The sequence below is a fragment of the Pseudomonas danubii genome, assembly GCF_042980055.1.
Taxonomy (GTDB): domain Bacteria; phylum Pseudomonadota; class Gammaproteobacteria; order Pseudomonadales; family Pseudomonadaceae; genus Aquipseudomonas; species Aquipseudomonas danubii.
Genome location: NZ_CP116502.1, coordinates 4,002,460 through 4,025,159, shown reverse-complemented (window position 1 = coordinate 4,025,159; position 22,700 = coordinate 4,002,460). Strand labels below are relative to the sequence as shown.

At 64.5% G+C, this 22,700-nt stretch carries 16 protein-coding genes; 7 read left to right on the top strand and 9 right to left on the bottom strand.

Annotated elements, in window-relative coordinates:
• Positions 1-57: 57 nt before the first annotated feature.
• Positions 58-468 (bottom strand): hypothetical protein, encoded by a 411-nt coding sequence (locus PFZ56_RS18655; RefSeq protein ID WP_170004963.1) that lies wholly within the window; start codon positions 466-468, stop codon positions 58-60.
• 230 nt (positions 469-698) lie between these two features.
• On the opposite strand from PFZ56_RS18655, the gene PFZ56_RS18650 reads away from it, so the two are divergent.
• The 4 genes from PFZ56_RS18650 (at position 699) to PFZ56_RS18635 (ending at position 7,989) form a co-directional block, all read left to right on the top strand.
• Positions 699-3,920: an efflux RND transporter permease subunit gene (locus PFZ56_RS18650; RefSeq protein ID WP_170004965.1), complete on the top strand. Its 3,222-nt coding sequence runs from the start codon at positions 699-701 to the stop codon at positions 3,918-3,920.
• On the top strand, positions 3,910-5,076 hold the full coding sequence (locus PFZ56_RS18645) for an efflux RND transporter periplasmic adaptor subunit (RefSeq protein WP_170004967.1): 1,167 nt from the start codon (positions 3,910-3,912) through the stop codon (positions 5,074-5,076). Before PFZ56_RS18650 ends, PFZ56_RS18645 begins: the two co-directional genes overlap by 11 nt.
• Positions 5,060-6,472: an efflux transporter outer membrane subunit gene (locus tag PFZ56_RS18640; RefSeq protein WP_170004969.1), complete on the top strand. Its 1,413-nt coding sequence runs from the start codon at positions 5,060-5,062 to the stop codon at positions 6,470-6,472. Before PFZ56_RS18645 ends, PFZ56_RS18640 begins: the two co-directional genes overlap by 17 nt.
• Positions 6,473-7,716: 1,244 nt before the next feature.
• Entirely contained in the window at positions 7,717-7,989 is a 273-nt protein-coding gene (locus PFZ56_RS18635; protein ID WP_170003038.1) for a hypothetical protein, read from the top strand.
• Positions 7,990-8,087: 98 nt separating this feature from the next.
• On the opposite strand, the gene msrA is transcribed toward PFZ56_RS18635, so the two are convergent.
• From msrA to PFZ56_RS18600, 7 genes are all read right to left on the bottom strand, one after another.
• Complete coding sequence (gene msrA, locus PFZ56_RS18630; RefSeq protein ID WP_170003040.1) at positions 8,088-8,537, bottom strand: peptide-methionine (S)-S-oxide reductase MsrA; 450 nt, start codon at positions 8,535-8,537, stop codon at positions 8,088-8,090.
• Complete coding sequence (locus PFZ56_RS18625) at positions 8,534-9,589, bottom strand: glycine betaine ABC transporter substrate-binding protein (protein WP_170003042.1); 1,056 nt, start codon at positions 9,587-9,589, stop codon at positions 8,534-8,536. Before PFZ56_RS18625 ends, msrA begins: the two co-directional genes overlap by 4 nt.
• On the bottom strand, positions 9,586-11,661 hold the full coding sequence (locus PFZ56_RS18620) for an ATP-binding cassette domain-containing protein (protein WP_394304408.1): 2,076 nt from the start codon (positions 11,659-11,661) through the stop codon (positions 9,586-9,588). Before PFZ56_RS18620 ends, PFZ56_RS18625 begins: the two co-directional genes overlap by 4 nt.
• 114 nt (positions 11,662-11,775) lie before the next feature.
• Positions 11,776-12,744, bottom strand: a complete 969-nt coding sequence (locus PFZ56_RS18615; RefSeq protein WP_170003046.1) for an aliphatic sulfonate ABC transporter substrate-binding protein — start codon at positions 12,742-12,744, stop codon at positions 11,776-11,778.
• Positions 12,745-13,003: 259 nt separating this feature from the next.
• Positions 13,004-13,534, bottom strand: coding sequence for a hypothetical protein (locus tag PFZ56_RS18610; RefSeq protein WP_394304407.1), 531 nt, complete (start codon positions 13,532-13,534; stop codon positions 13,004-13,006).
• A 290-nt stretch (positions 13,535-13,824) separates the two neighbouring features.
• Complete coding sequence (locus PFZ56_RS18605; RefSeq protein ID WP_170003048.1) at positions 13,825-15,102, bottom strand: Zn-dependent hydrolase; 1,278 nt, start codon at positions 15,100-15,102, stop codon at positions 13,825-13,827.
• Positions 15,103-15,327: 225 nt separating this feature from the next.
• Positions 15,328-16,815 carry an NCS1 family nucleobase:cation symporter-1 gene (locus tag PFZ56_RS18600; RefSeq protein WP_170003050.1) on the bottom strand — a complete coding sequence of 496 codons (1,488 nt, stop codon included), beginning with the start codon at positions 16,813-16,815 and terminating at the stop codon, positions 15,328-15,330.
• Between the two features lie 621 nt (positions 16,816-17,436).
• On the opposite strand from PFZ56_RS18600, the gene hydA reads away from it, so the two are divergent.
• From hydA to preA, 3 genes are all read left to right on the top strand, one after another.
• Positions 17,437-18,876, top strand: coding sequence for a dihydropyrimidinase (gene hydA, locus PFZ56_RS18595; RefSeq protein ID WP_102879786.1), 1,440 nt, complete (start codon positions 17,437-17,439; stop codon positions 18,874-18,876).
• A gap of 250 nt (positions 18,877-19,126) precedes the next feature.
• Entirely contained in the window at positions 19,127-20,494 is a 1,368-nt protein-coding gene (locus PFZ56_RS18590) for an NAD(P)-dependent oxidoreductase (RefSeq protein WP_170003093.1), read from the top strand.
• On the top strand, positions 20,495-21,769 hold the full coding sequence (preA, locus tag PFZ56_RS18585; RefSeq protein WP_170003051.1) for an NAD-dependent dihydropyrimidine dehydrogenase subunit PreA: 1,275 nt from the start codon (positions 20,495-20,497) through the stop codon (positions 21,767-21,769).
• Between the two features lie 255 nt (positions 21,770-22,024).
• Here the strand turns inward: preA and PFZ56_RS18580 are convergent, their stop codons facing one another.
• Positions 22,025-22,645 carry a TetR/AcrR family transcriptional regulator gene (locus PFZ56_RS18580; protein ID WP_110595756.1) on the bottom strand — a complete coding sequence of 207 codons (621 nt, stop codon included), beginning with the start codon at positions 22,643-22,645 and terminating at the stop codon, positions 22,025-22,027.
• Between the last annotated feature and the right edge of the window lie 55 nt (positions 22,646-22,700).

Genomic DNA, 22,700 nt, shown 5'->3' with positions numbered 1-22,700 from the left:
GCCCCGTCTCTTTAGCTTGAGCGAAACGTCCTTGTTTCAGTGACGCAAACCGCCCCGTCAGCCTGGCATGCAGGCAAAGCCATGGGTGCTGGCCACCTGCTTGCCCTTGGCGTCATACAAGCGAACCGACACCTCGGTCCCCAGGCTCGACTCCACCAGTTTGTAGTGTTCACCGGCCTTGAAGCCGCTGTAGCTGATATGGCCATTGCAGTCTTGCTGATTGGAGTCGCCGACACTCTCTTCAAACAGGGTCACGTCCAGGCGATGGGCGCCGGGCTTGACCTCAAAATAACGCCCATCGTCGACCTTCTTCCCGTCCACCCGTTCGGCCATCAGGTCGTTGGGCGCCTCTTCCTGCAGGCCAATCCAGGCCTGGCTGGGGTCGGGCTGGGGCATCGGCCCGGCGCAGGCGCTGAGCAAGCAGGCAAGCCCCAGGACGGGAATCAGCAACAGCGGTTTGAGTGTCATGAAAACGTACCTCGCCAATAACAGAAATGAGTGCGACGCCAGTCCAGGACAATCGGCTGCGTCGATGCCCATCAAGGGTGTCGAGGCGTCGGTGCGAGTACAAATGAATCCCAGTGAAAGGAATTTCAGGCCTTACCTAAAACTTCCTTCACCTGGCTGAAAGCCGCGTGTTAGGTGGGTCGCTGCAGGCTGCCGAGGTTTGCAATCCCACTCCCTCGGAGGTTTTCGGCATGCTCGGGCTGGTCAAGACCGCACTGCTCAAGCCCTACACGTTCATCGTGCTGGCGATATTCATCTGCATCATCGGGCCCCTGGCGGCCCTGCGTACCCCCACCGACGTGTTCCCCGATATCGGCATCCCGGTGGTGGCGGTGGTCTGGCAGTACAACGGCCTGTCGCCGGATGCCATGGCCGGGCGGGTGATCTACACCTACGAGCGCTCCCTGAGCACCACGGTCAACGATATCCAGCACATCGAGTCGCAGTCGCTGCCGGGCATGGGCATCGTCAAGATCTTCTTCCAGCCCGGAGTGGATATCCGCACCGCCAACGCCCAGGTGACGGCGGTGTCACAAACCGTGCTCAAGCAGATGCCACCGGGCATCACCCCGCCGCTGATCCTCAACTACAGCGCCTCGACGGTGCCGATCCTGCAACTGGCCTTCTCCAGCCCGACCCTGTCAGAGGCGAAGATCCGCGACCTGGTGCAGAACAACATCCGCCTGCCCCTGAGCGCCCTGCCGGGGCTGGCCATGCCCACGCCCATGGGTGGCAAGCAACGGCAGATCACCCTCGACCTGGACCCACAAGCCCTGGCCGCCAAGGGCCTGTCGGCCCAGGACGTGGGCAATGCCCTGGCAGCGCAGAACCAGATCATCCCGGTGGGCACCGCCAAGCTCGGCCGCGATGAATACACGGTGCTGCTGAACAACAGCCCCACCGCCATCGAGGAGCTCAACGACCTGCCGATCAAGACCGTGGACGGCGCCCTGATCACCATCGGCCAGGTGGCCCACGTGCGCGACGGCTCGCCGCCGCAGACCAATATCGTGCGGGTCGACGGACGCCGCGCGGTGCTGATGCCGGCGCTGAAGAACGGCAATATCTCCACCCTGTCCATCGTCGACGGCATCAGCCAGATGCTGCCGCGCATCAACGAAACCCTGCCGCCGGCGCTGAAGACTTCGCTGCTGGGGGACGCCTCGGTGTTCGTCAAGCAATCGGTGGGCAGCGTGGCCCGGGAAGGCATCATCGCCGCCCTGCTGACCAGCGCGATGATCCTGCTGTTCCTCGGCAGCTGGCGCTCAACACTGATCATCGCCGCCTCGATTCCCCTGGCGGTGCTCTCGGCCATTGCCCTGCTGGCGGCCAGCGGCCAGACCCTCAACGTCATGACCCTGGGCGGGCTGGCCCTGGCGGTGGGGATTCTGGTGGACGACGCCACCGTGACCATCGAGAACATCAACTGGCACCTGGAACAGGGCAAGGCGGTCAAGGACGCAATCCTCGACGGCGCCAAGCAGATCGTCGGCCCGGCCTTCGTCTCGCTGCTGTGCATCTGCATCGTCTTCGTGCCGATGTTCCTGTTGCAGGGCATCGCCGGCTACCTGTTCCGGCCCATGGCCCTGGCGGTGATCTTCGCCATGGCCAGCTCGTTCATCCTCTCGCGGACCCTGGTGCCCACCCTGGCCCTGTACCTGCTCAAGCCCCATGTGCCGGAAGCGGGTCCCGGGCATCACCCGGAAGACGCCTTCATCAACCATCACGAGGGCGAACAACACGCCAAGCCGTGCAACGCTTTGGTACGTGGGCTACTGGCCTTCCAGCAGGGCTTCGAGGCGCGTTTCTCCAACGTGCGCGACACCTACCACGGCCTGCTGCACCTGGCCCTGGGGCGGCGCAAGACCTTCATCCTCGGCTTTCTTGCCTGTGTGCTGGCTTCCTTCGCCCTGCTGCCGAGCCTGGGCCAGGACTTCTTCCCCGCCACCGACGCCGGCGCCCTGGCCCTGCACGTGCGCCTGCCCCTGGGCACGCGGATCGAGGAAAGCGCGGCGGCCTTCGACCGCATCGAAGCGCGGATTCGCGAAGTGATCCCGGCCGAGCAACTGGACAGCATCATCGACAACATCGGCATCCCCTTGAGCGGCATCGACATGGCCTACAGCAACAGCGGCACCATCGGGCCCCAGGACGGTGATATCCAGGTCACCCTCAAGCCCGGCCACGCCCCCAGCGCCGACTACGTGAAACAGCTGCGTGAAGCCTTGCCGGAAAGCTTCCCCGGCAGCCAGTTCGCCTTCCTCCCGGCGGACATCAGCAGCCAGATCCTCAACTTCGGCGCCCCGGCCCCGCTGGACGTGAAAATCTCCGGGCCCGACGCCGCAGCCAACCGCGCCTTCGCCCTGGAACTGCAACGGCGCCTCAAACATGTGCCGGGCATCGCCGACCTGCGCCTCCAGCAGTCCACCGGCTACCCGTCACTGCAGGTCAAGGTCGACCGCCTGCGGGCCAACGGCCTGGGGATCACCGAACGCGACGTGACCAACAGCATGGTGGCGTCCTTGGCCGGCAGCTCCCAGGTGGCGCCGACCTTCTGGCTCAACCCGAAGAACGGCGTGTCCTATTCCATCGTCGCCGCCACCCCGCAGTACCGCCTGGACAGCCTGCCGGCCCTGGAAGCGCTGCCGGTCACCGGTAGCAATGGCCAGTCGCAGATTCTCGGCGGCCTGGCGGACATCTCCCGCGTAGAAAGCCCGGCGGTGGTCAGCCACTACAACATCCAGCCCACACTGGACCTGTACGCCAGCGTGCAAGGCCGCGATCTGGGCGCTGTGGCCCACGACATGCAAAAGGTCCTGGACGACGCCGCAGCCCTGCGGCCCAAGGGCGCCACGGTCAGCCTGCACGGGCAGATCGATGCCCTGCATGAGGCCTTCAGCGGCTTGAGCCTGGGCCTGCTGGGCGCGGTGGTGCTGATCTACCTGCTGATCGTGGTCAACTTCCAGTCCTGGGTCGATCCGTTCGTGATCATCACCGCGCTGCCGGCGGCCCTGGCCGGGATCGTCTGGATGCTGTTCTTGAGCGGCACCTCGCTGTCGGTGCCGGCCCTGACCGGGGCCATCCTGTGCATGGGGGTGGCCACCGCCAACTCGATCCTGGTGGTGAGTTTTTGCCGTGAGCGCCTGGCGGAACACGGCGATGCCCTCAAGGCCGCCCTGGAAGCCGGCTACACGCGCTTTCGCCCGGTGTGCATGACCGCCCTGGCGATGATCATCGGCATGCTGCCCCTGGCCCTGTCCGAGGAACAGAACGCCCCTCTGGGCCGCGCGGTGATCGGCGGGCTGCTCCTCGCCACCGTGGCCACCCTGATCTTTGTCCCCGTGGTCTTCAGCCTGGTCCACGGCCGCCGTCCCCAATCCGCTGTTGCTGGAGAACACACCCATGTCGCCTGATCACACCCCTTCGCGCAAACGCCTGATGCTGCTGGGCATCGGCAGCCTGAGCCTGGCCGCGCTGCTGGTAGCCAACGGCCTGGCCGCGCGCACCCGGCATGAACGGGCCGTGGCCGCCTGGACCGAAACCGCCGCCGTGCCGCAAGTGCTGGTGTTGCAACCACAACCGAATGTGCTGGGCGACACCCTGCGCCTGCCGGCGCACCTGGAGGCCTGGAGCAAGGCACCGATCCACGCCCGGGTCAGCGGCTACCTCAAGGACTGGAGCCAGGACATAGGCGCCAAGGTGGCCGCCGGGCAAGTGCTGGCCCATATCGACAGCCCCGACCTGGACCAGCAAGTGGCCCAGGCCCGGGCACGGATGATCCAGCAGCAGGCCAATGCACGGCTGGCCCAAACCACCGCCGAACGCTGGCAAAACCTCTTGGCCAGCCACTCGGTATCGCGCCAGGAAGCCGACGAAAAAACCTCCAACGCAGCCGCCGCCAAAGCCAATGCCGAGGCGGCCGTCGCCGACTATGGGCGGCTCTCGGCGCTGGAAGACTACAAGACCATTCGTGCGCCGTTCGCCGGCACCCTCACCGCCCGCCACACCGATATCGGCCAGTTGATCAAGGCCGACAACGACAGCGACCCGGAGCTGTTCGACCTGGCGGACACCCACAAACTGCGGCTTTACGTGCCGATTCCGCAGAACTACGCCAGCGTCATCCGCCCCGGCCTGCAAGCGCAGCTGACTGTGCCCGAGCACCCCGGCCAGCACTTCAGCGCGCAACTGCTGGGCGACTCCACCGCCATCGACCCGCGCTCCGGCACCCTGCTGGCGCAATTCGTCGCCGCCAACCCCGACGGCGCCCTGATGCCCGGTGACTATGCCGAAGCAACCCTGGCCATCCCTGCCGACACCCACGGCGTGAGCATCCCCGCCAGCGCCCTGATCTTCCGCGCCCAGGGCACCCAGGTGGCGGTGATCGACAGTGCAAAACGCGTGCACCTGCGCAGCATCCATATTGGCCTGGACCTGGGGGAACGGCTGGTGATCGACCAAGGCCTGCAAGCCACGGATCACGTCATCGACAACCCGCCGGACGCCCTGCGCGAAGGCGACCTTGTGCAACTGGCAGACGCGGGAGGCGAACATGCACCCAAGGCTTAAACCTCTCGCCGCCCTGCTGTTGCTGACCCTGCACGGCTGCTCCCTGGCCCCTCATTACCAAGTGCCACCCATCGACCTGCCCGCGCACTATAGCGAACAGAACGCCGACGGCCCCTGGCACCCGGCCGCCGCGCCCCAGGGGATCGCCGAGCACTGGTGGCGGCTGTACCAGGACCCGCAGTTGGATGACCTGCAACAACGCCTGCTCCGAGCCAACCCGGATCTGGCGGCGGCCCTGGCCCACTACGACGCTGCCCAGGCCTACGCCAGCCAACTGCATGCCGGGCTGTTCCCGCAGATCAGCGCCAGCGCCCAACCGCTGCGCCAGCGCCAGTCGGACAGCCGCCCCCTGCGCGGCAGCACGCAACCGTCGATCTACAACAGCAACACCGCCGGTTTCGCCCTGAGCTTCGACCTCGACCTCTGGGGCCGGCTTCGCAATCAAGCCGCGGCCGGCGATGCCCAGGCACAGGCTTCCGGCGACGACCTGGCGGCGGCGCGCCTGAGTCTGCAAAAGCAACTGGCCATGCTCTATGTGCAGCTCAATGGCCTGGATGCCCAGAGCCGAATCTTGAGCCGTTCCCTGGAGGATTACGCCCGGGCCCTGCAACTGACCCGCGACCGTTATCAAGGGCAGATCGCCTCGGAACTGGACCTGACCCGGGCCCAGAGCCAACTGGCCAGCGCCGAAGCGGAACTGGACGAAGTACGCGCCCAACGCAACCTCACCGAACACGCAATTGGCGAACTGGTGGGGGAACCGGACAGCCGGTTCAGCCTGGCGCCCTCGACGCAACTGCTGAGCCTGCCGAGTATTCCCCAGCAACTGCCCAGCACCCTGCTGCAACGCCGGCCGGACATTGCCGCAGCCGAACGCCGGGTGTACGCCGCCAATGCTGGCATAGGCATCGCCCGCGCCGCCTGGTACCCGGACTTCAGCCTAACCGGGATGCTCGGTGGGCAGACCCAAGGCGTGGGCAATCTGTTGGCGGCGGGTAATCGCTATTGGGCCCTGGGGCCTTTGGTGAACCTGCCGATTTTTGATGGCGGGCGGCTGAGCGCCAATGAGCGACAGGCCCATGCCGAGTTCGAAGAGGCCGCCGCCCATTACCGTGGGCAGGTGCTGCGGGCGGTTCGGGAGGTGGAGGACAACCTGGGGCAACTGCGGGATTTGCGTCAGGAGGCGCTGGATCAGCAGGCGGCGGTGAATGCGGCGCTGCATACCCAGACCTTGGCCATGAACAGCTATCAGGCCGGGGCGGTGAGTTATCTGGATGTGGTGACGGCGCAGACCGCGGCCTTGCAGGCGCAACGGGGGTTGCAGGCGGTGCAGACCAGGGAGTTGCAGGCGAGTGTGGGATTGGTGGTGGCGTTGGGTGGGGGGTGGAGAGGGTGAGTTTTTAGGGGGCGGGGACATATCCATTGCTGCGGGGGCGGCGGATATTGGTTCCGCTCTTACAGCGGCTCACTTTTGAAGAGCGCAAAAGTAAGCAAAACGCTTCTGCCCCTCCACTCGGTGCCTCGCCTAGGCTCGGCATGCCCTCACTCCGGCATTGATCCGTGGGCCGCCGCCACCGGCCATCCATGGCCGGGTGGCGGCTAACCCGGCATCCCTGCCGGGTTACCCACGGCTCAATGCCTGCGTTCGGCCATCGTGGTTAACGGGGCTAACAGATCAAGATCAAAAGCCAGAGCAAGATCAAAATCTGACGGCGGCCTGCCGGCCGACCTGTTTCATTGCCGTTCGCGTTAATGTAGCCGCTGCCGAAGGCTGCGACCGGCTCCGCAGGAGACGCTAAACCTGCCTCCCCAATTCTCCTGACATATCGCGTCGCCCTCTTTCGCAGCCTTCGGCAGCGGCTACAAAGAGCCGGCCTGCGCACCTTGGCTTTGGCTTTGGCTTTGGCTTTTGATCTTGATCTTGATCTTCCGGCCCCTTCCCAGCAGGCCGAGCGTAGGCGTTGCGTAGGGGGCAGCTCGGCATGGATGCCGAGCTAGCCGCCACCCGGCCATGGATGGCCGGTTGGCGGCGGGCCCCCGGAGCAATGCCGGAGCTCGGGCACCCCGAGCCCTAGCGAGGGGCCGTATGGAGGGGCAAGCGTTTTTGGTTCCTTTTTAGGCGTTTGTAAAAAGGGACTCGCCGTAAGGGCGAAACCCTAAGTGGCCATGACCGCAGCAACGGATATGTACCCCGTCCCCCGCCATAAAGGCAAAACCTCCAGCGGCCGCACCCGCAGCAACGAATATGTACCCCGTCAACCTCGCCACAAAGACAAAACCGCCAGCCGCCACACCCGCAGCAACGGATATGCCCCCCACCAAAACCAGCCACCAACACCACGAAACAAGCGCTCAAACATCTCCCCAACCACCCTGTTGCAGCGCTATGACGCCGCTCCTATAGTCAGCCCCTCGCAACCCAATCCGCGAGCGACCTTGGCCGGTCGAATATAGGAACGCATCCACTTTCAAACATCCTCGCAGTCGCTTTTGTCCCTGCGATCAAAGGTTATGACGGTGGTGCGCGGGACACCTCAAGATGTGCTGTTGCCCTATCCCCGGCCAGCCTGCTCGCACATCACTGCCCCAATCCTCACGGTCGGCAAAAAGGCGATTGCTCTATAAGCAGGAGCCGCACCTATGACTGACCATCACCTCCCCCGCTTCACCCCCATCGACACCCACGACACCGAACACCCGGTGTTCTACCTCGATACCCAAGCCCCCTTGAGCGATCTGGCCAGCAGCGCCTCCCACCGTTTCACCGTGGTCCGCGACCTGATGGACAGCCTGTCCACCCTGGGGCTGAAAGACATCAGCGATTGCGACCTGACCCGCATCACCCGTGGCGTGCACCTGCTCACCCGAGAAGGCTGCGCGGTGCTGGAAGTGATTCAGTGGCGGGTCGCGTAGGAATTCTGTTCGCTGACCTGTGGCGAGGGAGCTTGCTCCCTCGCCACAAAGAGCAACTTGCATACAGACAACTGAGACTCAAGCTCCAAGCTTGCGGCTTAAATGTGGCAACTGCTCAGGCCATTCCTCTCCAGGTAACGCTGGTGCGCTTCATCCGCCAGGTCGAAACGGCCCAGGGGCACGATCACCGTGACTACGGGTTTGTTGAGGCGTCCGGAGTCTTGCAGGGCGGTCTTGGCCGCCCTCGCCTGTTCGGCTTGCGCGGCGTTGGTGTGGAAGATCGCCGAGCGATATTTCACCCCGCCATGCTCGCCCTGGCGATCCACCGAGGTCGGATCATGCAGATCCCAAAAGTGTTCGATCAGGCGGGTATACGCCAGCACCTGCGGGTCGAAATCCACCTGCACCACTTCAATCTGCAAGGCTTCGTCCGCCGCTTCAACGGCGTAGCCGACGCGGCTGTCCACTACCCCAGGCAAGGCCCGGAACGCGGCTTCCGCGCCCCAGAAACACCCGGCGCCGAAGGTCGCTTGTTCAAGCCCACTCATTGAGCCACCCCAACCTTTTCACCGCTGGCACCCAGCCAGCCATCAACGATCTGCGGATGCGCCGCCACCCATTCCTTGGCCGCCTGCGCCGCCGGTTGCTGTTCCTTTTCGATCTTGAGAATCAGGTCATTCAGGGCCTGAGGTTCGATGCTGAAGTTCTCCAGGAACGCGGCAATTCGCGGCGCGCGTTTTTGCAGGGCGCTGGACGCCAGGACATACACCCGTGCATCCGGGTAGGCGCAGGTGATCTTGCTCTTGCTCAGCCAGTCGGCATCCACCGTCGGGCTGATGAATTTCCAGCAGCCGTCGGCCTTGTACAGCGGATCGCCCTTCTTGTTGTCCTGGGCGTAGCCGTCGAACGCCGGTTCATCCAGGCGGCGCAGGTCGAAGGCGGAGAAGATCCAGTCCGGGGTGTAGGCGTAGAACACCACGCCACGTTGGGCCTTGTAGGCGGCGGCGAGCTTGGCGTAGGTCACCGAGGCTTCGGTGGACACCGATTCGAATTGATCGGCAAAGCCGAAATCCTTGGCCTTGATCTGGCCGATGTAGGTCGACTCCCAGCCCGCCGGGCCCACCAGCAGTTGCGCCTTGCCGCCACCCAGGGGTTCGAAAAGTTTCGCCACTTCAGGCTTTTGCAGGTCGTAGACCGACTTCACGCCGTATTTGTCTTGCAGGTAGCCGGGAATGTAGAAGCCTTGCACCCCCAGGTACGGCTGCTTGTTGGGCACCAGCGAGCGGGTGCCGCCGGTGACGTATTTGGCCCAGGCGGCGGACTGGTTGGGCAGCCAGATATCGGTCAGCACGTCCACCGAGCCGTCGCCCTTGGCAGCGGCGGCGAACAGCACCGGCACGTCACCGGCGAGGTAGGAAACCTCGCCGTCGAGGCGGCTTTTGATCACTTCGCCAAGGATGTTCTGGATGGCGATGGCACCGGTCCAGTTCTGCTCGCCAATGACGATCTTGTCCTTGGCCAGCACCGGCAGGGACAAACCCAACAACAGCGCGGCGGCGCCAAGGGTACGGGTAAACGACTTGTTCAAGGGACACCTCATGATTGATGCAATATGCGATCCCGCTGGCGCAGGGTCGCTTGAATGATGCGGTCGGGAATCAGCGCGCAGAACACGATCGCGGCGCCGGCCAACATGCCCTCGCCGCCCTTGATGTTGCGCAGCGCGGTCATCACGTCGTAGCCCAGGCCACCGGCGCCGATCAGCGCCGCCACCACCACCATCGACAGGCTCATCACCAGGGTCTGGTTGATCCCCAGTAGCAAGGAGCCCGCAGCCAGGGGCAGTTCGACCTTGGTCAGGATCTGCCACGGCGTGGCACCGTGGGCCAGGGCTGCTTCGACGGCGGTCTTGGGCACTTCCTGAATCCCCAGGGCGGTGAGGCGGATCATCGGCGCCAGGGCGAAGATCACCGTAGCGATCACCGCCGGGGTCTTGCCCACCGAGAAGAACGCCACCGCCGGGATCAGGTACACGAAGGTCGGCAGGGTCTGCATCACGTCCAAGAACGGAGTGATCAGGCGCCGGGCCAGGGCGCGCTTGGCCAGGAGGATGCCGGCGGGCACGCCGATCAACAGCGAGATCAGCACCGAGGAACCCACCAGGGCCAGGGTGGCGATGGTCCGTTCCCAGAAACCGAACAGGCCGATGTAGAGCAAGGCCGCGGCGCTGGTCAGGGCCAGGGCCGCGCCAGCGCTGCGCCAGGCCAGCAGCACCAGGGCCAGGGCCGGCACCGGCCAGGGCAGCCAGCCCAGCAGGCTTTCGGTGCTGTCGATCACCGTGCGCACGGCGACTATCACGCCGACGAAGGTGCTTTCGAACGTCACCTGGGACCAGGCAATCAGTTGGTCGATGGCCGCGGCGGTGCCCAGCAGCACTTGGCGGTCGGCGGGAAACTGCAGCCAGGGGCCCGAGGCATCGGCGGCCAGAACCCGCCACAGCACCAGGGCCTGGCACAGCAGCAACACCAGCCACGGCAGACGCCAGTCGGAACGGCCCAGGCGGCTGGGGCGGCGGGCCAGGGCCAGGCTCAACAGGCGGCTGAGCAGCAAGCCGATGAGTGCCAAGCCGGCCCAGGCGAAACTGGCCGTGGCCAGCCCTTGCCCCAAGGCCGCGGCCGCGCCCAGTTCCAGGGCGAAGCCCAGCCAGTACAGGCCACCGCGACCGCTGGCGGCCAGGGCGGCGGGCCCCAGCAGCAGGGCCTGGGCCGAGGACAGTCCGGGGCTGACCGGTGCCGGTGCCGCAACAGCGTTGCTCGGTGCAATCGCCGCCACCACCGGCGTGGCACTACGGGCGCCGTGTTCCTGGAAGAAGTCCGCCACCTCGGCATCCGCCGGTTGCTTCAGCAGTTCCTCGGGCGTACCGACCTGAATCAACTGGCCGTGGCGCAACACGGCGATGCGGTCCGCCAGGCGCAGGGCTTCGGCCGGGTCGTGGGTCACCAGCAAGGTGCTGATGCCGCGCTCGCGCACCACCCGCAGAAAGTGGCTTTGCAGGTCACGGCGAATGGTCGGGTCCAGGGCGCTGAAGGGTTCGTCCATCAACAGGATGTCCGGCTCGCTGACCAGGGCCCGGGCCAGCCCGACCCGCTGCTGCATCCCGCCGGACAGTTCATGGGGATAGTGATCGCCCCAGCCTTCCAGGCCCATGGCCTGCAACTGCACGTCGGCTGCGGCATGGCGCAGGGCTTCAGGCTCGCCGCGCAGCTCCAGGGGCAAGGCGACGTTGTCGCGCACGCTGCGATGGGGCAGCAGGCCGAAGTGCTGGAACACCATACCGATGCGTCGCGAACGCAGGGTGCGCAGCTCCTTGGCCGACAGCTGGCTGATGGCCGAACCGTCGATCAGCACTTCGCCGCTGCTGGGCTCGATCAACCGGTTGATATGGCGCAGCAAGGTGGACTTGCCGCTGCCGGACGTGCCCATCAGGCACAGCACTTCGCCACGGCGCACCTTGAGGCTGACCTGCTGCACCGCAGGCGGCGCGGACTGGCCACGGCGGCGGGCGTAGTGCTTGGTCAGGTGGCGTAATTCCAGCACCACGTCGGCGTTATCCGCGGGCGGGCTGACGGAGGCTGGGACGGCAAAGGCCTCTTGGGGGTGAACGGCAGACACGGGAACTCCTGACGCCGGGCGCGGGATGGCGTAGCCGGCGGTGAACAAGAAAAAAGGGGGGGACCTGTTCGCCGGCAAGCCGGCTCCTACAAGCGAAAGCGACCTAACGACCCACTACAAGGATTTGGGGCTCCACAACTGCACCGCCCGGGCATCCACCGGCTTGGGCAACAGCTTTTCCTGGTAGAAGGCATCGGCGATTTTCTGCTGCTCGCCCAGGGCATCGGGCTTGACCGCTTCCACCTTGTAGGTGCGGCGGCTGTTGGCCAGTTCCACCGTCGGCACGTCCAGGTTGCCCCACAGCGGGCCCAGCAGTTTCGCCGCCTCGGCCGGGTGCGCCTTGACCCAGGCGCCGGTCTTCTGCAGCTCGGCAAAGACCTGCTGCAACACCTCGGGATGGGCCTTGGCGTAGTCGTTGGAAGCCAGGTAGTAACGGCGATAACTGGCCAGCCCCTGGCCGTCGTGCAGCACCCGCGCGCCCTGCTGGCGCTGGGCGCTGGCGACAAAGGGTTCCCAGGTGACCCAGGCATCGACCTTGGCGGTTTCCAGCGCCGCGCGGCCGTCGGCCGGGGTCAGGTACACCGGTTGGATATCGGCGAAGCTCAAGCCCGCTTCGCGCAAGGCGGCGATCAGCAGGTAGTGGCTGCCGGCAGCCTTGGTCACGGCGATGCGCTTGCCCTTGAGGTCAGCCAGGGATTGGAGCGGCGAATCCTTGGGGATGACGATGGACTGAGCGGCGGGCGACGGGGTTTCAGTGGCGAAATAGGTGAGCTTGGCCCCAGCGGCCTGAGCGAAGACCGGCACCGTGTCGGCGACATCGGCGCTGATGTCGACATTGCCCACGTTCAGCGATTCCGCCAACGGCAGGCCACTGGTGAACTCGTGCCAGGTGATGTTGACGCCCTGCCCCGCCAGTTGTTGCTCCAGGGTGCCCTGGGCCTTGAGCAGCGCCAGCAGGGTCGAGGATTTCTGGTAGCCGATGCGCAGGTCGGTATCGGCCTGGGCATTGAGGGCCATGCCCAGCGCCAGACCGGCCAGGGCGGTGATCGACAAGCTACGACGCAAAGCAAAGGGCAGGCGCATGGGGGCGAACCTTCTGGGAGACAGGAGAGTCGCTAAAAGCTAATCGATCTAATAAATCAAAAATAAATACTTTTTAGGAATTAGCTTAGGTTCGGCTGGCAGCTCTATCTCGGCCCTACCCCCTACGCCCGTGCCGGGCGTGCGCAGCCTGCGGCAGCGGCTACAAAAAACAGCTCGTCACGGACCCTGTAGCCGCTGCCGAGCCCGCGAGGCTGCGAAAGGTCGGGCCGCGTTCGGTACGCAGGGCCTGGCTTTTTGGCTACCGACCGCACGGTGTCGAGCCGCCGAACTTTGTAGCCCGCAGGCAGAAGAAACTGTCCTTTTTCAGGGTCATCGGCGCCACGGCACACGGCAGCACGGCCTGATTGACCTCGATAGACAGCTGCTCGCCCTGCAACTCGCGCGGGCCCAGGTCGATGATGCACAGGCCTTCGCTGCTACGCCGCGAGAAGCCGGCAGCCTGAATGGGCCGGTTGTCCAACTTCAGCAGCAGAGGGTTTTGCGCAGGCGAAGCACATGCCATCAGGCTGGGGTGATTGGCCCTGATCTGCACATGGCCGTCATCGTCCGACGCGGAAAACAACGGGATGAAGAACAGCGATAAAAGTTGATGGGAGGCGTGGGTCTCCACGTTCACATACAGTGGGCTGCCCCCGCAGGCCAGCTGGAACGCCGTGCGTTTGTCGAAACCGACAACGCTTGCGTCTTGCCAGCCGCCCGGATTGTCGGCCTTCCAGTCGTGGCCCCATTTGTAATCGATACAGCCCCCCAGGCTCAGAGCCAGGGCCAAGCAGAGCGCCATCCTGTGCATTGTCGACATCCCGTGCGAAAAGTTCGCCAGTGTACGCCAGGTAAAGCGGCTCACGCTGCCCCGGCAGGAGCAGGCTTGCCAGCAAAGGCGTCGGCATGGGCGGTGCACAGCTGGCGGGCCCCTTCGCCGGCAAGCCGGCTCCTACGGGAATGGCGGTGTGGGCGGGTTCGTGGAAACACCGCAAGCTACCGGTAGGAGCTGGCTTGCCAGCGAAGGCGTCGGCACCGGCGACACACGTCTGGCGGGCCCTTTCGCCGGCAAGCCGGCTCCTACGCTTGGCGCTGGGCGATGGATTGGGAGGCGGCGAGCATGGCGCGCAGCAGGACGGCGCAGCCGGCGGCGAGGTCGTCGGGGTCGGCGTTTTCGATTTCGTTGTGGCTGATGCCGCCTTCGCAGGGCACGAAGATCATCCCCGCCGGGCCCAGTTCGGCGACGAAGATCGCGTCGTGCCCGGCGCCGCTGACGATGTCCATGTGGGACAACCCCAAGCCCTGCGCGGCTCCGCGCACGGCTTCGACACAGACCGGGTCGAAGTACAGCGGCGGGAAGTCCGCGGTGGGGGTCAGTTCGTAGCTCAGGCCGTGTTCTTCGCAGGTGTTGTCGATCACTTGGCGCACTTCGGCAATCATCGAATCCAGGCGCGCCGGCTCCAGGTGGCGGAAGTCCAGGGTCATGCGCACCTCGCCCGGAATCACGTTGCGCGAGCCCGGGTAGGCTTGCAGGCAGCCGACGGTGCCACAGGCGTGGGGCTGATGGCCGAGGGCGGCGCGGTTGACCGCCGCGACCACGGCCGCAGCGCCCACCAGGGCGTCCTTGCGCAGGTGCATGGGGGTCGGGCCGGCGTGGGCTTCGACACCGCGCAGCTTGAGGTCGAACCACTTCTGGCCGAGGGCGCCGAGCACAATGCCTATGGTCTTGCGCTCGTCCTCCAAGATCGGGCCTTGCTCGATATGCGCTTCAAAATAGGCGCCCACCGGATGCCCGCTGACCGGGCGCGTGCCGGCGTAGCCGATGGCGTTCAACGCCTCGCCGACGCTGATGCCCTCGGCGTCGGTCTTGGCCAGGGTGTCTTCCAGGGTGAATTTCTCGGCGAACACCCCGGAGCCCATCATGCATGGCGGGAAGCGCGAACCCTCTTCGTTGGTCCACACCACCACTTCCAGGGGCGCTTCGGTTTCAAGCTTGAGGTCATTGAGGGTGCGCAGCACCTCGACTCCGGCCAACACGCCGAAGCAGCCATCGAACTTGCCGCCAGTGGGCTGGGTGTCGATATGGCTGCCGGTCATCACCGGTGGCAGGTGCGGATTGCGCCCGGGGCGGCGGGCGAAGATGTTGCCGATACCGTCCACCGTGACCGTGCAACCGGCCTCCTCGCACCACTTCACGAACAAATCCCGGGCCTGGCGGTCGAGGTCGGTCAGGGCCAGACGGCAGACCCCACCCTTGACCGTGGCGCCGAGCTGGGCCAGCGCCATGAGCGACTGCCACAGACGGTCGCGGTTGATGTGCTGATGGCTGGATTGCAGAACCTCGACGGCAGCGTTCATGGTGATCTCCTCAGGCATTTCTTCTGATTTTGTCGGGGGATGCATGACGCAATCACCCGGGATAACGGCCTAGCAACAATCGGTAGGAGCAGGCCGGGCGGTGTTGCGCTTGCCGGCGAAGGGGCCCGCAAGATGTGCGTCGCCCGTGCCGACGCCTTCGCTGGCAAGCCAGCGCCTACAAAAAACCGCGCGTATGTGGTGAGCACGTGAGCGCTGGCTGGGTGTTCATGTTGGGGTCTTGGCGGTCGCCACCTGGGTGCTGCGCCAGGTGCACAGGCCGTAGTAGATCAACCCGCCCAGGGCCGAACCGGTGAACCAGCCGTAGCTGTAGAACCAGTTGAAGGCGCTGCTGCCCAGGGACATCAGGGTCAGGGCCACCGGTACGCCAAAGGCGATGAAACCGTGCCAGTTCCACGCCGGGTAGACGTCGTCGCGGTACAGGCCGGCCAGGTCCAGGCGCTGTTTCTTGATCAGGAAATAGTCCACCACCATGATCCCGGCGATCGGCCCCAGCAGGCTGGAGTAGCCCAGCAGCCAGTTGGAATACACCGTCTCCAGACTGACGTCGGAAATCAGCAGGCCGAGCTTTTTCAACAACTCGTGGCCCATCAGCGCCAGCCCCACCAGGCCGGTGAGGATCACCGCCGTGGTGCGGCCGATCAGCTTGGGCGCCAGGTTCTGGAAGTCATTGGTGGGCGAGACGATATTGGCTGCGGTGTTGGTGGACAAGGTGGCGATAATGATCAGCGCCATGGCCAGGGCTACCCAGCCCGGGCTCTGGATGTGGCCGATCAGGCTCACCGGGTCGGAGACAGTGACCCCCACCAGTTTTACCGAGGCGGCAGTCATCACCACCCCCAGGGCGGCGAACAGGAACATGGTCAGCGGCAGGCCGAAGATCTGCCCGAGAATCTGGTCCTTCTGGCTTTTCGCGTAGCGGCTGAAGTCGGGAATGTTCAACGACAGGGTGGCCCAGAAACCCACCATCGCCGTGAGCCCGGCCATGAAGTAACCGGTGACGCTGGCGCCCTCGGGACGCTTGGGCGGGATCGCCAGCAACTCAGTCAGCGACACACTGGGCAAGGCCCACACCAGCAGCCCGATGCCCACCGCCACCAGCAGCGGCGCAGACAATGTTTCCAGCCACTTGATCGACTCGGCGCCGCGCAGCACCACCCACAGGTTGAGGGTCCAGAAGATCATGAAGCCGATCACCTCGCCGGTGCCGCCCAGGGCCTTCCAGCCCTCGAAGATCGAGCCCAGGAACAGGTGGATCGCCAGCCCGCCGAACATGGTCTGGATGCCGAACCAGCCGCAGGCCACCAGGGCGCGGATCAGGCACGGCACGTTGGAGCCGATGATGCCGAACGACGAGCGCAGCAGCACCGGGAACGGAATGCCGTACTTGGTGCCGGCAAAGGCGTTGAGGGTCAGGGGCACCAGCACCACGATATTGGCCAGCAGGATCGCCAGCAGCGCCTCGCCGACGCTGAGGCCGAAGTAGGCGGTCAGTACCCCGCCCAGGGTGTAGGTGGGCACGCAGATCGACATGCCGATCCACAGTGCGGTGATGTGCCATTTGTTCCAGGTGCGTTCCTGGACCTTGGTTGGTGCGATGTCGTGGTTGTAACGGGGGCTGTCGAGCACGTCGCTGCCGGCGTCCAGCTCGTACAAGCCTTCGCGCTCGGTCACCTGGGATCTGATCTGTTGCATGGCCGCTCCACTGTTGTTCTGATTATTTTGCTCATCAGGCCGGCGCACTCAGGAACAGCGCACCGGACGATGGCCGGAGAACTGACGACTTCCGCCCTCCTGGCCAGCGATCTGCGGCGGCAATCAATAAAGATGCCAACTACGGCCGAACTCGCTACTGCACAGTGTGCGAAATCCATGTAAACAACTGATACCACTCAGTTTTATTCAACCAACTTTGTAGCCCTCGGTTAGTTGCCAACTCACTCAGGCCGGGTGTTTGGCAAGTTGTCCGCTTGGTCAGGACCCAAAGCGGTGCACGTTAATTTTTCAAGTTATCGATTAGTCTTTTTCGCGACTCCTCAAGCAGCTGATTTGACATAGGAAATCTCGACTATTTTTCGATCCTGTCAAGTGCGTCAAAATGGTGATGAGCCGCACCATTTTGCGGATTTGTGTTTTTTATCGTTATTTTTCAACATGTTAAAGTGAATATAAGCTTATATAAAATATTCTTGCTGTTTCTTTAAACTCCGGCTAGCTTCTAATCCTGACACTGCTGACAGGATTATTAAGTTGTCAGTGCGTTCAATAAAAAAGTTAGAACCGGCACCAGTCGGTCATGCCTGCGAGGAACTCGGAATGTCTCTGTTGATCCGTGGCGCCACCGTTATTACCCATGATGAAAGTTACAAAGCCGATGTACTCTGCGCAGGCGGTCTAATTCGCGCCATCGGCAACAATCTGGATATTCCCGCTGGCTGTGAAGTGCTCGACGGCAGCGGCCAATACTTGATGCCCGGCGGCATCGATCCCCATACCCACATGCAACTGCCCTTCATGGGCACCGTGGCCAGCGAAGACTTCTTCAGCGGCACCGCGGCGGGCCTGGCGGGGGGCACCACCTCGATCATCGACTTCGTGATTCCCAACCCGCAGCAGTCGTTGCTGGAGGCCTTCCACCAGTGGCGCGGCTGGGCCGAGAAATCCGCCAGCGACTACGGCTTCCACGTGGCCATCACCTGGTGGAGCGAGCAGGTGCGCGAGGAAATGGCCGAGCTGGTACAGCACCACGGCATCAACAGTTTCAAGCACTTCATGGCCTACAAGAACGCCATCATGGCCGCCGACGACACCCTGGTGGCCAGCTTCGAGCGCTGCCTGGAACTGGGCGCGGTGCCCACGGTGCACGCGGAAAATGGCGAGCTGGTGTACCACCTACAACGCAAGTTGCTGGCCCAGGGCATCACCGGGCCGGAAGCCCACCCGCTGTCGCGGCCCTCGCAAGTGGAAGGCGAAGCCGCCAGCCGGGCGATCCGTATCGCCCAAACCCTGGGCACGCCGCTGTACCTGGTGCACGTTTCGACCAAAGAGGCACTGGACGAAATCACCTACGCCCGCAGTAAGGGCCAACCGGTCTACGGTGAAGTGCTGGCCGGCCACCTGCTGCTGGACGACAGCGTGTACCGCGACCCGGACTGGCAGACCGCCGCCGGTTACGTGATGAGCCCACCCTTCCGCCCTCGTGGTCACCAGGAAGCGCTGTGGCACGGACTGCAATCGGGCAACCTGCACACCACCGCCACCGACCACTGCTGCTTCTGCGCCGAGCAGAAAGCCGCCGGCCGCGATGATTTCAGCAAGATCCCCAACGGCACCGCCGGCATCGAGGACCGCATGGCCGTGCTCTGGGATGAAGGGGTCAACAGCGGACGCCTGTCGATGCAGGAATTCGTCGCCCTGACCTCCACCCACACCGCGAAGATCTTCAACCTCTACCCGCGCAAAGGCGCGATCCGCGTCGGCGCCGATGCCGACCTGGTGCTCTGGGACCCGCAAGGCACGCGGACCATCTCCGCCAAGACCCACCACCAGCAGGTGGACTTCAACATCTTCGAAGGCAAGACCGTGCGCGGCGTGCCCAGCCACACCATCAGCCAGGGCAAGCTGGTGTGGGCCGACGGCGATCTGCGAGCCGAACGCGGCGCCGGGCGCTACATCGAACGCCCGGCCTACCCGGCAGTGTTCGACCTGTTGAGCAAGCGCGCCGAGCAGCACAAGCCAACCGCCGTCAAACGCTGATCCCGGCGCAAGAACGTCACGCAAGGCCCCAATGCCAATCCACGCTCTGTGTAGCCGCTGCCGCAGGCTGCGAACGAGCGGTACGCTCGCGGCGTTCTTGCGGCCACTAGAGGGTTGGCAGGAGATCGCCAAGCAAGGCCCTGCGGGCCTTTTCGCAGGCTCGGCAGCGGCTACAGGACGGCAGACAGATAGCAGTTTCGTGAACACCCATGCCCGTCAGAGGCAGATGAAAAACCGTGAGGCCAAAACCGTGATCAAGACCTTGAACCACTTGCCCCACCCGACCCTGGACGGCGCCACCCTGGCCGGCCATTTCAGCGATCTGGCGCCACCACTCAACGCCCGCCAGGCCCATCTGGAAGCCTCGCGCTGCCTGTATTGCTACGACGCGCCCTGCGTCAACGCCTGCCCCAGCGAGATCGACATTCCTTCGTTCATCCGCAATATCCACACCGACAACGTCCAGGGCGCGGCGCAGAAGATTCTCTCGGCCAATATCCTCGGCGGCAGTTGCGCAAGGGTCTGCCCCACCGAAATCCTCTGCCAGCAGGCCTGCGTGCGCAACAACGCCCAGGAGTGCGCGCCGGTGCTGATCGGCCTGCTGCAACGCTATGCCCTGGACAATGCACACTTCACGGAACACCCATTTCAGCGCGCCACCCCCACTGGCAAGCGCATCGCCGTGGTCGGCGCCGGCCCGGCGGGTTTGTCCTGCGCCCACCGCAGCGCCCTGCTCGGCCACGACGTGGTGATTTTCGAAGCCCGGGAGAAAGCCGGCGGCCTCAACGAATATGGAATCGCCAAGTACAAGCTGGTGGATGACTTCGCTCAGCAGGAGCTGGAGTTCCTGCTGGGGATTGGCGGCATCGAGATCCGCCACGGGCACAAACTCGGCGCCAACCTGAGCCTGAGCCAACTGCATCAGGAGTTCGACGCGGTGTTCCTTGGCCTCGGGCTGGCCGCCAGCAAACAGCTGGGGCTGGAACATGAAGACGCCCCCGGACTGCTGGCCGCCACCGACTACATCCGCGAACTGCGTCAGGCCGACGACCTCAGCCAGTTGCCCCTGGCCGACCGCTGCATCGTCCTCGGCGCCGGCAACACCGCCATCGACATGGCCGTGCAAATGGCCCGCCTCGGCGCCCGGGACGTCAATCTGGTGTACCGCCGGGGCGTCGAGGACATGGGCGCCACCGCGCACGAGCAGGAAATCGCCAAGGCCAATCAGGTACGCCTGCTGACCTGGGCCGCACCGCAAGACGTGCTGCTGGATGACCAGGGCCGGGTGCGCGGCATGCGCTTCGCCCGCACCCACATGCACGAGGGCCGTTTGCAACACACCGGGGAAACCTTCGAGCTGGCGGCCGACGCGATCTTCAAGGCCATCGGCCAGTCGTTCGACGGCGGCGCCCTGGCCGATCCACTGGCGCGGGAACTGCAGCGTTGTGGGGAACGTATCCAGGTGGACGAACGGCTGCGCACCAGCATTCCCGGGGTCTATGCCGGGGGCGACTGCGTCAGCCTCGGCCAGGACCTGACCGTGCAAGCGGTGCAACACGGCAAGCTGGCCGCAGAAGCCATGCATGCCCAACTCATGCTCAATGTGGAGGCTGCGTAAATGGCCGATTTGTCGATTGTCTTCGCCGGTATCAAAGCCCCCAATCCGTTCTGGCTGGCCTCCGCGCCGCCCACCGACAAGGCCTACAACGTGGTGCGCGCGTTCGAGGCCGGCTGGGGCGGTGTGGTCTGGAAAACCCTGGGTGAGGACCCGGCGGCAGTCAACGTCTCGTCCCGTTATTCCGCGCATTTCGGACCGAACCGGGAAGTGATGGGCATCAACAACATCGAGCTGATCACCGACCGCTCCCTGGAGATCAACCTCAAGGAAATCACCCAGGTGAAGAAGGACTGGCCGGATCGCGCCTTGATCGTGTCGCTGATGGTGCCCTGTGTCGAGGAATCCTGGAAAGCCATCCTGCCCCTGGTGGAAGCCACCGGTTGCGACGGCATCGAGCTGAACTTCGGCTGCCCCCACGGCATGCCGGAACGCGGCATGGGCGCGGCGGTGGGCCAGGTGCCGGAATACGTCGAGCAGGTGACCCGCTGGTGCAAGACCTATTGCTCGCTGCCGGTGATCGTCAAGCTGACGCCGAACATCACCGACATCCGCATGGCCGCCCGCGCCGCCCATCGCGGCGGTGCCGATGCGGTGTCGCTGATCAACACCATCAACTCCATCACCAGCGTCGACCTGGAACGCATGGTGGCCCACCCGATGGTGGGCAGCCAGAGCACCCACGGCGGTTATTGCGGCTCGGCGGTCAAGCCGATTGCCCTGAACATGGTGGCCGAGATTGCCCGTGACCCGGAGACCCGCGGCCTGCCGATCTGCGGCATTGGCGGCATCGGCAGCTGGCGCGATGCGGCGGAATTCGTCGCCCTGGGCTGCGGTGCGGTGCAAGTGTGCACGGCGGCGATGCTGCATGGCTTTCGCATCGTCGACGAGATGAAGGACGGCCTGTCGCGGTGGATGGACAGCCAGGGCTACCACAGCCTGCAGGACTTCTCCGGGCGCGCGGTGGGCAACACCACCGACTGGAAGTACCTGGACATCAACTACCAGGTGATCGCCAAGATCGACCAGCAGGCGTGCATTGGTTGCGGCCGCTGCCATATCGCCTGCGAAGACACCTCGCACCAAGCGATTGCCAGCCTCAGGCAGGCCGACGGCACCCATAAATACGAAGTGATCGACGACGAGTGCGTGGGCTGCAACCTGTGCCAGATCACCTGCCCGGTGCAGGACTGCATCGAAATGGTGCCCCAGGACACGGGCAAGCCCTTCCTCGACTGGCTGCACGACCCGCGCAACCCCTACCGCGAAGCCGTGTAACACCGCACCACTTGTAGCCGCTGCCGCAGGCTGCGAACGAGCGGTACGCTCGCAGCGTTATTGAGGCCAACAGAGGAGTGGCGGGAGACCGTCAAGCAAGGCCCTGCGGGCCTTTTCGCAGCCTCGCAGGCTCGGCAGCGGCTACAGGGATTGCGGGGGTCGGGTGTTTTCGTGTAGCCGCTGCCGCAGGCTGCGAACGAGCGGTACGCTCGCGGCGTTCTTGAGGTCAACAGGGATTGCAACTTCGCGTGTTGCTCAGGGCTCCAGGCCGATGCCCCGCAGGATGACGCTGGTAACAGTCTGCACCGCGCGTTCGAATTGCAGGTCCGACAGCGGCTGGTGGTCGTTGAGGATCATCACCTGGTGGTCGAAGTCGGCGTAATGCTGGGTCGAGGCCCAGATCATGTACAGCAGGCTCGACGGTTCCACCGGCAGGATCCGCCCGTCCTCGACCCATTGGCGGATCTTCGCTTCCTTCATCTTCGCCCAGTCGTACAGGCTGGCATCCAATGCCTCGCCCAGGGTCGGCGCGCCATGGATGATCTCGTTGGCCCAGACCTTGGAGCCATAAGGCCGGCTGCGCGAATGCTGCATCTTGGCGCGGATGTAGCTGCTGAGCACCACCCGCGGATCGTCGAACATTTCAAAGCACAGGGCGTCCTGCTTCCACAGGTCCAGCAGGTCCATGAGCACGGCGCTGTACAGCTCGTTCTTGGTACTGAAGTAGTAATGCAGGTTGGAGCGCGGCAGTTGCACTTCTTCGGCGATGTCGGCCATGGCGGTCCCGGCATAACCTTTTTCGGCGAAGATTTTCTCGGCCGCCAGGAGGATCTTTTCCACGTTGCTGCGACGAATCTCGATCTTGTGATTGCCCATGAGGGCTCCTACGAAAACAGTCTGCGGCAAGACTAGCATCCGCCCGCGCCCTGCG